The organism is Actinophytocola gossypii (assembly GCF_025165815.1).
In the GTDB taxonomy this organism is placed as follows: Bacteria; Actinomycetota; Actinomycetes; order Mycobacteriales; family Pseudonocardiaceae; genus Actinophytocola; species Actinophytocola gossypii.
This window is the reverse complement of the sequence record NZ_JAFFZE010000012.1, coordinates 363,964-376,923: the sequence shown is the minus strand read 5'-3', so window position 1 is coordinate 376,923 and position 12,960 is coordinate 363,964. Positions and strand designations below refer to the sequence as shown.

Below are 12,960 nucleotides of genomic sequence, written 5' to 3'. Positions count from 1 at the left end.
CCGGACGGTGTTCACCACCGACCCGTTCCGGGTCACGCCTGGAACGCCGCTTCCCGTGGCCGGTGTGCGTGGCCCCGGGTGTACTCGTCGACGCGGAGCAACATCGCCACGACCATGGCCGGCACCATGAGCACGTGCCCGACGACCATGACCGCGGTCGTCGTGACCCAGCCCGCGAAGTAGGCAGGGTACATGGCCACGAACGGCAGGAACATCGCCAACGCCATGTCCCGCACCGCCGGCCAGCCGCACCCGCGGAAACGCATCCACAGCGACATGCCGATGGTCATGTAGGTCGCCATCAGCAGTGTCCGCGGCACCGTGTCCTCGGTCAGGGCGGTCCAACCGAGCCATTCCCACAACATTCTGGCCGGCATGCCGAGGGCGAACATGCCGACGAACATGGCAGCGGTCATCTCGAGCAGATGCCGAACGAAATTCCAGATCGGACCTCTCACGACGGCAACCTCCGGGTTCTTCGACGGACACCTGCACTGCATACCGTTGGGGGGTATCGTATGAGAGGAAGTTAGCACGCGCCAACATCGGTGACAAGTGCCACCGGTCCGGGCACGGACGATCTCCGGGGTCGCCAACCGGACGCCGAGCAGTCGCAGCACCTCGTACTCCCGCGCGGTGCCGCCGGCCCGGCGCGACTGCTCCGGCACCCAGCGGTGACCGGTTGACTCGGCGTGATCCGCGGGGGTGCCGCTGCACCTGGGTAACCAGGAGGTCCGCCTCATCCAGGACGTCACCCGGCGTCGGCATCCGCGGTTCGGCCCGCCGCGGCACAACCCGCCAACCTGACCTGGTCGGCAGTGAAACGGTCGCGTCGATGGGGTCGAGTGCGCTCGAACCGTCGGCGCGATGGTGACCAGCGGCCGGTAGTAGTCGGACGGGTGGGGTCCTCGACGGGCCGGCCATCCACCTGAACCTAGGCGTCGGCGAGAAGGGTGGGTGTGGGCGCGGCAGAGCAGAGCGGTGGCGATGGAGCGTTGCGGGCAGCCACGTCCGGCGGCGGGCTGACCGACACCACGGCGGCCCCTGCTCGGCGGTGACGGGCCGGGCACGGCGGCGCAGGGTCTCCAGGACGGCGGCGCACGCGGTGGGGACGCTGGTTGGCCAGCACCCGGGCGGCAGCGACGGCGAGCAGCGGCAGACGCGCTGGTGGATGCGCAGGTGGGCCCGGTGTTCGAGGGTGACCGGCCGCGCCCGCCCGCGGAGTGCGGTACGACCTCGGGCTTGCCCAACCCCTCGGCGAGCCGCGACCGCCACGAACGTGTTCGTGGGACGTCCGGCAACGCCAGCCATCCAGGCTCGCTGTGGGTACCGTCGATCCACTCCCTTCAGTGACGGAGTTCGTCGCGGACGGTGTGAGGGCACTCGGAAGCTCACAACACTGTCGTTCTATGGGTGTACAGCTCGGAGCCGACGGTCAGCGCCACGGCGGCCAACCAGTCCGGGCCGATGTCGGTGAACCTGCCGTGGGCCGGAGGGCGGCTTCAACCGGTCCCCGAGCGGGAGGTGGAATCACATCGAGAGATCGGATGCCCTGATGCGGTAGTCGCGGACCGAACGGTCTCACCGTGCGCCACCGGCCGCGCAACCCGTGGAGGTGGACTCCGCTTCCGATCGGGTTTTCACACCTCGGGAAAGCGGGGGCCGGTGGCATGGTTGCCCGTATGGGAAGTTCGGCAACGTGCTCCAGTTCGACGGTGCTCGAACCGACCCGCACCCGTGGGGCGCGGAGTGGTTGCGGGGCTCCCGATCCAGCGCCCAGCTCGGTGCCAGTCCCCGCAGCTGAAGGCCTACTTCCCTTGTGTGACAGCGTCGAACGCCCATGTCCGCCTGTTGCCCACCGGAGGAACCCATGACCGCCGTCATCTCCGAACAGGGACCGCACGATCACGTGCGCGACCCGAACCCGCCCTACCGGCGCGGCTCGGCCGACGACAAGTCCGGGGTCGTCCTGCACCGTTGTCGCGCACGCCGGTCAGGGCGGCTCCATCCCGCTGATTTCCGCGATCCACGCTCGAGGAACCGCTGGCCAACATCCACGGCGACAACGAAAGCGTCAGCGGGTCCGAGCTGGAGCACGTGACCCTCGCCGAGGCGCTGCTGCTCAACGCGCTCGCCAAGCCCCGCCACCGAACTCCTCGCCCGATCGGAGGGCGGACCAACACAGGAAGGTGACAATGACCATCGCAGACAAGGCACGCAACCACGCCCGCACAGCGGGCGCGAACACCGCGCCGACCCCGACGGACCAGGACTTCGCGCTTCCGCCAGAAGGTGTGCCCGAGCCACAGCGCAAGGCGGTGCTGGACAAGCTGGAGAACTACTTCGCCGACCTCCAGAGCAGGTTCCTCGGCTACCAGACCAACGAGGACCTCAAGCTGCGCGAGCCGATGGCCCGGTTCCTCGACTACCACTTCAACAACGTCGGCGACCCGTTCGAGGACTCGCACTTCACCCTGCACACCCGGTGGGCCGAGCGCGCGGTCCTGGACTACTACGCCAAGCTGTGGCACGGAAAGCCGCGCACCAAGGTCAACGGCGAGGTGCCAAAGGACGCCTACTGGGGCTACGTGCTCACCATGGGTTCCTCCGAGGGCAACAACTACGCCCTGTGGAACGCCCGCGACTACCTTTCCGGCAAGACCCTCATGCGTGAACCGGCCGAGGACGGCGGCGCGCAGTACGTCTGGGTGCAGGACACCGCGCCCGTCGACAACCAGAACGCCTACTCTCCCGTGGGCTTCTACTCGCACGACACGCACTACTCGGTGGCCAAGGCGCTGCGGGTGCTGAACATCCCGAACTTCTACGAGGTCGGCACGAAGCTGTACCCGTACGCCAACCCGCTGGACCCGGGCAAGCCGTGGGACCACGAAGTGCCGTCCACCGACGGAGACAGCGGACCGGGCAGCATCGACGTGGACAAGCTGACGAAGCTGGTGGAGTTCTTCGCGAGCATGGGCCACCCCGTGGTGATCAACCTCAACTACGGCAGCACGTTCAAGGGTGCCTACGACGACGTCGCCGGCATCTGCGATCGGCTGCGGCCGATCTTCGCCCGCTACGGGCTGGACAAGCGCAAGGTCCGCTACGGCCGCGACGAGAACGGCAACGAGCTGGTCGACGAGCGCACCGGCCACTGGATTCACGTCGACGGCGCACTCGCCGCGACCTACGCACCGTTCGTGGAGAAGCTCGTCGACGCCGGCGAGATCAAGCCGGCGACCCCGCTCCCGAAGTTCGACTTCCGCATCCCCGAGGTCGCCTCCATCGTCACCAGTGGGCACAAGTACCCCGGCGCGCCATGGCCCTGCGGCGTGTTCATGACCAAGGCGAACCTCCAGATGCAGCCGCCCGAGCAGCCCGCCGTGATCGGGTCGCCGGACACCACGTTCGGCGGGTCGCGCAACGCGTTCTCGCCCCTGGTCATGTGGCACTTCTTGGCCAAGCACTCCGAGCGCGACCAGATGACGATGATCCGCAGGGCGCTGGAGGTCACCGACCACGCGGAGAAGAGGCTCAGGGAACTGGGCGGCACGTGGGAGGCCGCGCGAACGCCACTGGCGCTCACGGTGCGGTTCAAGCAGCCACCGCCCGAACTCGTGCACAAGTACTCGTTGGCCACGGTCCCGCTCCAGGTGGGGGACAGGGTGGTCCACTACGCACACCTGTACGTGATGCCCCACGTCACGAAGGAAGTGGTCGACGCGCTGGTCGCCGACCTTGCCAAGTCCGGCCCGGTCAGCATGCCGGTGCAGCGTGGCGGCACTGACCTGGCGACCTACGTGGACGGCTCGGCCGACACCGACGACGTCGCGCGCCTGGCCCTGGTGCGCCTCTCCGGCAACGCGTTCTAGGAAGGACCGGCCATGACCACGTCCCACGACGAGGAGACACCGGACATCCACGGCTTCGTACTGATGGGTGACCAGGTTGTGTACGGCGGTCACCTGGCGATGTTCACGATGGCGGCCCACCGCTACCAGGTGGTCGCGACGTTCGGGTTCAGCGCCAAGGTCGGGAAGACCTACCTCGACGCTCGGCACGCGGCGCCGACGGCGACGTTCGTCGTCGTCAACCAGGAGAAGCTGCTGCTCGAAAAGATGGTGACCGAGCGGAAGTTCACCGGCTCGATCCTCAAGGTGGTCGACAACGACCTCCACGACGCCAAGCCGATCGTGTCGGACGTCCCGGTGGAAATCACCGCCGTACTGCACAACCGGCAGTTCCTGGACAACGGGGACTACCCGCCCAAGCCCTCGTACCTGCTGTTCGGGAACGGCCAGGAGGCGCACGTGACGCACTACATGACGAAGAAGCCCGACTACCAGTTGCTGGCCGCCGTGAGCGTGACCGACTCGGAACTCACGTCCGCCGAGCTCGCGGCAGGGGTGCTCGTGGAACTCCAGGGAGTGGAGGAGAACCACACCCCCACGACGACGCCGATCCCACCGGGCACGGTCGTGCGGGCCCTCGGCCCGCAGGGAAAGAAGGTCACCCTGAAGGTCACGCACACCCACTGGTTCGACACCAAGGAGCTGAACGGGCCGACCAACTACTCCGCCAGCCTCGTCGAAGCACTGGACGCGGCCGCCGTCTGAGCATCATGACGGTGGTGCCGGATCGGGCGGCCCCGATGGTCGACACGGCACGCGATCCGGCGGCCGTCGAGTCCCGGTGCCGGGCCACCCTCGCCGCGAACTCACCCGGCAGTCCGGGTTCCGGCGAGCCGAGTCGCGTTGGGTCCGGGTGCGGTACAGCCGCGGCGGGCCCTCCGCGGACCGTGGATGTCAGGAGTTGCGCGGGGTTACCAGGCCGGATTCGTAGGCGAGGACTACGAGTTGGGCGCGGTCGCGGGCGTGGAGTTTGGTCATGGCTCGGTTGATGTGGGTTTTCGCGGTCATCGGGCTGATCACCATGCGGTCGGCGATCTCGTCGTTGGACAGGCCCCGCGCGACCAGGACGACGGCCTCGCGTTCGCGGTTGGTCAGTTCCTCGAGCCCCGTGCCGGTGCCGTTGTCGAGTGGCTGGGTGACGTACCGGTTGATCAGTTTGCGGGTGATCGAGGGTGCGAGGAGGGCGTCGCCGCGCGCGGCGACGCGTATGGCGTGCAGGAAGTCCTCCGGCACGATGTCCTTGACGAGGAAGCCGGCCGCGCCGGCACGCAGCGCGTTGAAGACGTACTCGTCCAAGCCGTAGTTGGTCAGGATGACCACGTGCACCCGCGCCAGGGTCGGGTCCGCGGCGATGCGCCTGGTCGCCTCGATGCCGTCGATGCCCGGCATCTGGTCGGCGCGGTCCTCGGCGGGCTGGCACTGGCCCGCTCCCGCCGCACCGACGTGCGGACGGTGCACATCGGGTGAAACCCGGCGTCGAGCACCGCTCCTAGCGCGGTCTGGCGGGACTCGTGGTCGGTCGACAGCCACGGACAGCCCGGCTGCACGCGATGGTCGACGTCCGGGACGGGATCGTCGTGCACGAACACGCCATCGCTGGGACCGGCGGCTTCCGTCGCCACCCAGCGATGGACTGGCTGAGGCGAACGCCGCCTATGCCGGGCCGTTCGCTGTCGCGCACCACGCCGGCCGCGGTGGGTGGCAGTCCCGAGCGAGTGTCCGCACCGGGCGGTGGTCGATCGTCCATGACGGGCAGGTTCGTGCCACCGCGAGCCTTGTCATGGGTAGTAGCCCTCGACCGGGGTCTTCGCCTCCTCGTACAGGTGTGGGCCGTCGGTCGGCACGGCGGGGAAGTCGCCCGCGGTGCGCAGTTCGCCGAGCTGCGCGCCGGACAGGGCGAAGACCACCCGTCCGATCCCGGAACGGGACAGCGCGCCCGCGCACATCCCGCACGGTTCGCAGCTGGTGTACATGGTGGTTCTCGCCGCCGTCACCGGGTCCAGCTGCTGTGCCGCCCAGCGGGCCACCTTCAGTTCGGGGTGCGCTGTGATGTCGTCGTCGGTGAGGGTGGTGTTGCGTTCCTCCACCAGCACCGAGCCGTCCGGACCGGCCAGGAGCGAGCCGAACGGCGGGTTGCCGGCCGCGCGTGCCTCGGCGGCCAGCGCGATCGCTCGTCGCAGGTGTTCCTGGTTCACTGGATCTCCCTCTCTGGCAACGCTTCTCGGACGGCGGCCAGCATGCGCCACGCCGCCCGCGGGTGCCGGGTCTCCTCGGGGTCGCCCGCGTACGGGTCAAGCACCACCGCCCGGACGCCGTCCGCGCGCAGCTGTTCGAGGTCGTGGGTCACCTGGTCGAGCGTGCCCTCGCCGAGCCGCCTGTCGTCCACCGGCGCGTCGGTCAGTCGCAACAGGACGCGTGGGGCCAGGGCGGGCACCGGGCGGCCCTCCTCGTCGGCGATCTCCTTCAGGCGGGCCAGGTACTTCCGCCAGTCCTCGGGGGTCTGTCGCAGCGGGTGCCAGGCGTCGCCGAGCCGGACCACCCGCCGCAGCGCGCCGTCGCTGTGCCCGCCGACCCAGATCGGGATGTCGCCGGCGCGGTAGCCCTCGTCCCGCCACGCCTCGCGGACGGTCGTGATCAGCTCGTCGGTCAGCGCGCCCCGGCGGTGGAACGGCGCACCGAGCGCCTCGAACTCCTGCCGGGCCCAGCCGACGCCGACCCCGAGCACGAACCTGCCGCCGCTCAGGTCGTTCAGGTTCGCCGCCATCCTGGCGACGAGCAGGGGATGCCGGTACGGCGCGATGAGCACCGTCGTGCCGAGGGTGATCCGGTCGGTGACCCCGGCGAGCCAGGACAGCGTGGTGAACGGTTCGTAGAAGGGTGCCGGGTACTGCGCGGCCACGTCGGAGGTGATCACGACGTGGTCGGACACCATGAGCAGGTCGAACCCGAGGCCTTCCACCGTGCGCGCCCAGTCGCGCAGTACGGCGGGGCGGCTGCCGGGCCCGAAGTTGGGGACGTTCACACCGATCAACACGCCCCAAAGACTATGCCGCCGAGGCGCCGGGAACGAACCGACCGCGCTCGGCACCACCACCGACGTCGTCCACCCCCCGACCCCTCCCGCTCCGCGGGATCGTCGGATCACCGCGGGGCGGGAACGGTCCGGTGTGGAGTGACGCGAACGGCCGCTGGCTCAGCAGGACCGGGGGACCCGGATGCTCCTGAGGTAGTCGTAGGAGACCCTGGCGGTGCGCACCGGGTCTGGTTGCTCGTCGCGCTCGACCACGAAGTGGTGCGAGCCGAGGCTCCGCAGGTGCGACAGGATGCTCGGGAAGTCGACGGTGCCCTCGCCGAGGTCGGTTTCGATGCCCTCGGTCGGAACGCCGTCCTTGAGGTGGAACAGCGGGAACCTGGTCGGGTACCGGTCGATGTAGTGGATCGGGTCGGCGCCCGCACGCAGGATCCAGTACAGGTCCAGTTCGAACCACACCGACTTCGGGTCGGTCTCGGCGAGCCAGATGTCGAACAGGACCTCGCCGGTGTCCGGGTCGGTTTCGAACTCGTTGTCGTGCAGGTGCGCGTACCAGCGCAGGCCGTAGGACTTCGCGGCCTCACCCCAACGGTTCATCTCCTCGGCCATCCGCCGGTAGCCGTCCGCGGTCTGCTGGCCGTCCATGTAGGAGACGCCGACGTACTTCTGGCCGAGCGTGACGGCCCGCTCGAAGGTGACCTCGGCGAGGTCGCCGCGGAAGTCGTAGGGGTTGTGGTGGCTGCCGACGACCTTCAGACCGTTGTCGTCGACGATCCCGCGGAACTGCTCGGGCGTGCGGTTCCCGTAGTCGTAGGCGGGTTCGATCTCCGAATAGCCGGCGTCGGCGATCATCGCCAGCGTGCCCTCCGGGTCCTCGGCCAGCATGCTCCGCACCGAGTACAGCTGGAAGCCGATCTTGCCGGGCGGCACGGGACGGCCGTGGCTCGGGCTCGCCGCGGCGGCGGTGCCCGGCGCCGCCAGCGAGGCCGCGCCGAGCACGGCCACCGCCCCGGCACCGCGAATGAAACCCCTGCGTGACGACTTTCGTTCAAAACCAGCCATCTTTTGCATCCTATCGCCAAAAGTCGGGTCGGCTGACTGTAAGCGTTGCTAAGGAACGAGCGCAAGAGTCCTGGGCGGGGAGCCGCGTTCCAGTTGGCCGACCGGACCAGGCGGTGTTTCAGCTGTGGCGTAGCTAGGTGGCGGACGGTGGCGTTGCCCCCAGCTTCGCCCATGGGAGGACGCGGTGTGGCGGGTGACCGAGGTCGGCGACGCGTGCCAACTCCTGACCGCCTGATAGGAGAACCGGGGCCGGGAGCAACTGCCCGTACCGCGCGGCCGTTGAGGTCCGGCGCGGATGCCCGGTGGACCCCCTTGGTCAACTGGGGCAGGTGACGGTGTCGGCGCGGCGTTCGATGAGGACGGTGTCGTGCCAGGTGTCGTTGACCTGGGCGATGCGTTCGCGGATGCCGACGGTGCGGTAGCCGGCGGCGTGGTGCAGGGCGATGCTGGCGCGGTTCTCGGTGAGGATCGCGGTTTGCAGGGTCCAGAGGTCGGCTTCGTCGGCGGCGAGGACTTGCTGACGGATGAGGGCTTTGCCGATCCCGCGGCCGCGGTGGCCGTCGGCGACGTAGATGGAGCTTTCGGCGACGCCGGCGTAGCACTCGCGGGCGGAGACCGGGGACAGCGCGGTCCAGCCGACGACTTCGCGGTTGTTCTCGTCGCCGGTTTCGGCGACCCAGCGGTGGTCGGGCAGCCACTGGGCGTCGAGGGTGGCGCGGCTGGGGACGGTGGTGTCGAAGGTGGCGAGGCCGGTGGCGATGCCCTCGGCGTAGATGCGGCGTACCGCCGGCCAGTCGCGAGGCTCCATGGCGCGGACCGTGACGTCGGCTGGCACGTCCTCGGGGCAGCAGGGGCGGGGTGCGAGCAGGCCCATCACCGCGTCGGCGGCGTGGGGTAGGCCGGCGCAGCAGGCTTGGTTGACGGTGACCCGGGTGCTGGTGCCTTCCTTGTGCAGCAGGAGGAAGCCGACGTCGGCGAGCTTGCGCACGTGGTGCGAGCAGGTGGACTGGCTGATGCCGAGCAGGTCGGTCAGCGCGCCGACGCTGAGTCCGCCGGGGGTGGTGGCGACGGCGTGCAGCAGGCGGACCCTGGTGGGCTCGGACAGGCAGGCGAACCACTCGGCGTAGGTCGCGGCCTCCGCGTCGGGCAGTACCGGGTGAGCGGGGGCCGTCCGCGGGGTGGCGATCGTCATACGCCCATTATCGACCAGGGTCGATGGTTGCGTCAATCGACGACCGTCGATACAGTCCACTCTGATCAATCGAGCTGGATCGATGAATGGGGCGTGTGATGGTGGAGTTGCCCGTGGTGGTGGTCGGTGCCGGGCCGGTGGGGCTGGCGGCGGCGGCCGAGCTGGTGGAGCGTGGTCTGGAGCCGCTGGTGCTGGAGCGCGGCGAGCAGGCTGGTGCGGCGGTGGCGCAGTGGCACCACGTCCGCCTGTTCTCGCGGTGGGCGGAGTTGGTCGACCCGGCCGCCCGCCGCCTGCTCGAGGCCCGTGGCTGGACGCATCCCGCCCACGACGAGTACCCGACGGGCGCGGACTGGGCGACCCGGTACCTGCGGCCGTTGGCCGAGGCGCTGGGGGACCGGGTGCGGTTCGGTGCCCAAGTGGTGGGCGTGGCTCGCCGTGGCCGGGATCGGGTGGTCGACGCGGGTCGGGACAGCCAGCCGCTGACCGTGCATGTGCGCGCCGCGAGCGGTGAGGAGCGGATCACCGCGCGCGCCGTGGTCGACGCGTCCGGCACGTGGGGGTCGCCCAACCCGCTGGGTGGTGACGGGTTCCCCGCGGTCGGCGAGGCCACGGCGGCGGATCGGATCGTGTATCGGGTGCCGAACCTGGACGACGGCGTCGTGCGCGCTCGGTACGCGGGGCGGCATGTGGTGGTCGCGGGCAGCGGCCACTCGGCGTTGACCGCGCTGGTCGCGCTGGCCGGGGTGGCCGAGGAGGAGCCGTCGACCAGGATCACCTGGCTGCTGCGGCGGGGCGAGGTGGGCGCGGCGTTCGGCGGTGGTGACGCCGACCAGTTGCCGGCGCGCGGGGCGTTGGGGTCGCGGGCGAAGGCGGCGGTCGAGTCCGGGCGGATCGAGGTCGTGCCGGGATTCCGCACCGAGGCGGTCGAGCACGCCACCGACGGGCGACTGACCCTCGTCTCGTCCGACGGGCACGAGGTGTCCGGTGTGGACGAGGTGGTGGTGCTCACCGGGTTCCGGCCGGACCTGTCGTGGCTGTCGGAGGTGCGCCTGGAGCTGGACGCGACGCTGCAGGCGCCGGTCGCGCTGGCGCCGCTGATCGACCCGAACGTCCACTCGTGCGGCACCGTGTACCCGCACGGCGTCACGGAACTCTCGCACCCGGAGCCGAACGTGTTCCTGGTCGGGATGAAGAGCTACGGCCGCGCACCGACGTTCCTCGCGCTGACCGGGTACGAGCAGACCCGCTCGATCGCGGCCGCGCTCGCCGGCGACCACGCCGCGGCGGAGCTCGTCGAGTTGGTGTTGCCGGAGACGGGTGTGTGCGGCGGCGGCGGGCTGGTCGACGAACCAGCGCGGGAGGGTGGCTCGTGCGCCGCACCCGACGACAGCTCGGCGGGCGGATCATGCGGGGCACCGGCCGAGCAGCCGTCCCCGCCCCTGTCGGCGACCCGCTGATCGATACCGGTGGCGACCGAGGCGGACCTGCTCACCGATTCGGGGCGGCGGCTGGCGCTGTCGACATTGTGCGCGACGCAGATCACCAGCTGGGGCGTGTTGTACTACGCGTTCCCGGTGCTGGCCGGCGACATCACGGCTGCCACGGGCTGGTCGACCGCGGCGATCACCGCGGCGCTGTCGGCCAGCCAGCTGGTCGCCGCGCTGATCGGAATTCCGGTCGGCCGGTGGCTGGACCGGTACGGGCCGCGCGAGGTGATGACCGCGGGCTCGGTGCTCGCCGTCCCCGCGGTGGTCGCGGTCGCGACGGCGTCGAGCCTGGTGTGGTTCGTCGCGGCCTGGCTGCTGGTCGGTGCGGCGATGGGCGCGGTGCTCTACCCGCCCGCGTTCGCCGCGCTGACCCGCTGGTACGGACCCGATCCGGTGCGCGCGCTGACCGTGCTCACGCTCGCGGGCGGGCTGGCCAGCACGGTGTTCGCCCCGCTGACCGCCGCGCTCGCCACGCGGCTGGACTGGCGCGGGACCTACCTCGTGTTGGCCGCGGTCCTCGCGGTGGTCACGGTGCCGGCGCACTGGTTCGGGCTGCGGCTGCCGTGGCCACCCCGGCCGGAACCCGAGCCGGGGCGCGCCCACACCGGGCCTCGACGCGTCGCGCGCAGCGGGCCGTTCGTGCTGCTGGCCGTGGCGTTGAGCCTGACCGCGCTCGCCACGTTCGCCGCGGTGATCAACCTGGTGCCGCTGCTGGCCGAACGCGGTGTGTCGACCGGGGTGGCCGCGGTCGCGCTCGGGCTCGGTGGCGCCGGACAGGTCGTCGGCCGGCTCGGCTACGCCACGCTCGTGCGCCGCACCAGCGTGCTCGCGCGCACCACGGGCATCCTGCTCGCGATCGCCGCGACCACCGCGGCGCTCGGCCTGCTGACCACCGGTCCGGCGCTGGTCACGGGCGCGGTCGTGGCCGGCATGGCGCGCGGGGTGTTCACCCTGCTGCAGGCCACCGCGGTCACCGACCGGTGGGGCCGCCGGCACTACGGCCACCTCACCGGGCTGCTGTCCGCCCCGATGACGATCACCATGGCGCTCGCGCCGTTCGCCGGCGCGGTTCTCGCCGACCTGCTCGGCAGCTACAGCACCGCCTTCCTCGTCCTCGGCGCCATCGCGGCGGCCGGGGCCACGTTCTCCCTTTCGACCATCCCGAGTAAGGACATGTCATGACCGAGATCGACGCGACAGTGGTCGGTGGCGGGCAGGCCGGCCTCGCGGCCGCGTACGCCCTGCGCCAGGCCGGCCGGACGCCCGTGGTGCTCGAGGCCGGTCCGGAACCGGTCGGTTCCTGGCCGTCGTACTACGACAGTCTGACCCTGTTCTCCCCGGCCCGGTACAGCGCGCTGACCGGCATGGCGTTCCCCGGCGATCCGGACCATTACCCGCACCGCGACGAGGTGGTCGACTACCTGCGCCGCTACGCCAAACACCTCGCCGACGAACTCAACGTCGACATTCGCACCGGGCAGCGCGTGACCGCCGTCCGCCCGGCCGAGCGCGGGTTCACGGTCCGCGTCGAGGACGGCTCGGTACTCACCACGCCGATCGTGATCGCCGCCTCCGGCGCGTTCAGCCGGCCGTACCGGCCCGCGCTTCCCGGCCTGGGGTCGTTCACCGGCACGGTGTTGCACTCCGCCGACTACCGCGAACCCAGCCCGTTCACCGGCCAGCGGGTGGTCGTGGTCGGCGCCGCCAACACGGCCGTGCAGGTCGGCGTCGAGCTCGCCGAGCACGCCACCGTCACCCTCGCCACCCGCCGTCCCGTGAGGTTCGCGCCCCGACGGCCCTGGGGCCGGGACGTGCACTTCTGGTCGGTGGCCAGCGGGTTCGACCACCTGCCGATCGGGCACCTGATCAAGAACCCGCCACACATGCCGGTCAACGACGACGGTAGCCACCGCCGCGCCATCACCGCCGGTCGCCCCGACGAACGCCGCGTGTTCACCGCCATCGACGGCGGTGCGGTCACCTGGCCGGACGGCAGCCGCGAGCACGTCGACACGATCATCCTCGCCACCGGATACCGTCCCGCCCTGCCCTACCTGGACCCCGATGCCGTTGCGCACTCGCGGGGCCTGTCCACCGTCCACCCGGGACTCGGGTTCGTCGGCATGGAATGGCAGCGCAGCTTCGCCTCGGCCACCCTCCGTGGCGTCGGCCGCGACGCCCGCTACGTGGTGCGCAAGCTCCTCCGCGCCACCCGCTGACCGGGAACCGGCAAATCAGCCGCAGGTGGTGCGAGGTTCACCTCGGCGGTCGATG

11 protein-coding genes are annotated in these 12,960 nt (G+C 70.6%); 5 read left to right on the top strand and 6 right to left on the bottom strand.

What is annotated here, in order from left to right:
• Positions 1-32 precede the first annotated feature (32 nt).
• Positions 33-416: a hypothetical protein gene (locus tag JT362_RS15580; protein WP_260191919.1), complete on the bottom strand. Its 384-nt coding sequence runs from the start codon at positions 414-416 to the stop codon at positions 33-35.
• Positions 417-2,195: 1,779 nt separating this feature from the next.
• Here JT362_RS15580 and JT362_RS15575 point away from each other — a divergent pair.
• Both JT362_RS15575 and JT362_RS15570 read left to right on the top strand, forming a co-directional pair.
• Positions 2,196-3,875 carry a PLP-dependent aminotransferase family protein gene (locus JT362_RS15575; protein WP_260191918.1) on the top strand — a complete coding sequence of 560 codons (1,680 nt, stop codon included), beginning with the start codon at positions 2,196-2,198 and terminating at the stop codon, positions 3,873-3,875.
• A 12-nt stretch (positions 3,876-3,887) separates the two neighbouring features.
• Positions 3,888-4,619 (top strand): hypothetical protein, encoded by a 732-nt coding sequence (locus tag JT362_RS15570; protein ID WP_260191917.1) that lies wholly within the window; start codon positions 3,888-3,890, stop codon positions 4,617-4,619.
• Between the two features lie 189 nt (positions 4,620-4,808).
• On the opposite strand, the gene JT362_RS15565 is transcribed toward JT362_RS15570, so the two are convergent.
• The 5 genes from JT362_RS15565 to JT362_RS15545 form a co-directional block, all read right to left on the bottom strand.
• Positions 4,809-5,372 carry a LuxR C-terminal-related transcriptional regulator gene (locus JT362_RS15565; RefSeq protein WP_260191916.1) on the bottom strand — a complete coding sequence of 188 codons (564 nt, stop codon included), beginning with the start codon at positions 5,370-5,372 and terminating at the stop codon, positions 4,809-4,811.
• 320 nt (positions 5,373-5,692) lie between these two features.
• Entirely contained in the window at positions 5,693-6,109 is a 417-nt protein-coding gene (locus JT362_RS15560) for a nucleoside deaminase (protein WP_260191915.1), read from the bottom strand.
• Positions 6,106-6,948 carry an LLM class flavin-dependent oxidoreductase gene (locus tag JT362_RS15555; RefSeq protein WP_260191914.1) on the bottom strand — a complete coding sequence of 281 codons (843 nt, stop codon included), beginning with the start codon at positions 6,946-6,948 and terminating at the stop codon, positions 6,106-6,108. Before JT362_RS15555 ends, JT362_RS15560 begins: the two co-directional genes overlap by 4 nt.
• Before the next feature lie 159 nt (positions 6,949-7,107).
• Positions 7,108-7,950 (bottom strand): sugar phosphate isomerase/epimerase family protein, encoded by an 843-nt coding sequence (locus tag JT362_RS15550; protein ID WP_260191913.1) that lies wholly within the window; start codon positions 7,948-7,950, stop codon positions 7,108-7,110.
• Between the two features lie 373 nt (positions 7,951-8,323).
• Positions 8,324-9,199 carry a helix-turn-helix domain-containing GNAT family N-acetyltransferase gene (locus tag JT362_RS15545; RefSeq protein ID WP_260191912.1) on the bottom strand — a complete coding sequence of 292 codons (876 nt, stop codon included), beginning with the start codon at positions 9,197-9,199 and terminating at the stop codon, positions 8,324-8,326.
• 98 nt (positions 9,200-9,297) lie between these two features.
• Here JT362_RS15545 and JT362_RS15540 point away from each other — a divergent pair, with 98 nt between their 5' ends.
• From JT362_RS15540 to JT362_RS15530, 3 genes are read left to right on the top strand one after another with little or no spacing between them, the layout of a single operon-like run.
• Positions 9,298-10,656: an FAD-dependent oxidoreductase gene (locus JT362_RS15540; RefSeq protein WP_260192054.1), complete on the top strand. Its 1,359-nt coding sequence runs from the start codon at positions 9,298-9,300 to the stop codon at positions 10,654-10,656.
• Between the two features lie 9 nt (positions 10,657-10,665).
• Positions 10,666-11,868 (top strand): MFS transporter, encoded by a 1,203-nt coding sequence (locus JT362_RS15535; RefSeq protein WP_260191911.1) that lies wholly within the window; start codon positions 10,666-10,668, stop codon positions 11,866-11,868.
• Positions 11,865-12,905 (top strand): flavin-containing monooxygenase, encoded by a 1,041-nt coding sequence (locus JT362_RS15530; RefSeq protein WP_260191910.1) that lies wholly within the window; start codon positions 11,865-11,867, stop codon positions 12,903-12,905. The genes JT362_RS15535 and JT362_RS15530 overlap by 4 nt, the downstream gene beginning before the upstream one ends.
• The last annotated feature ends 55 nt before the right edge of the window (positions 12,906-12,960 follow it).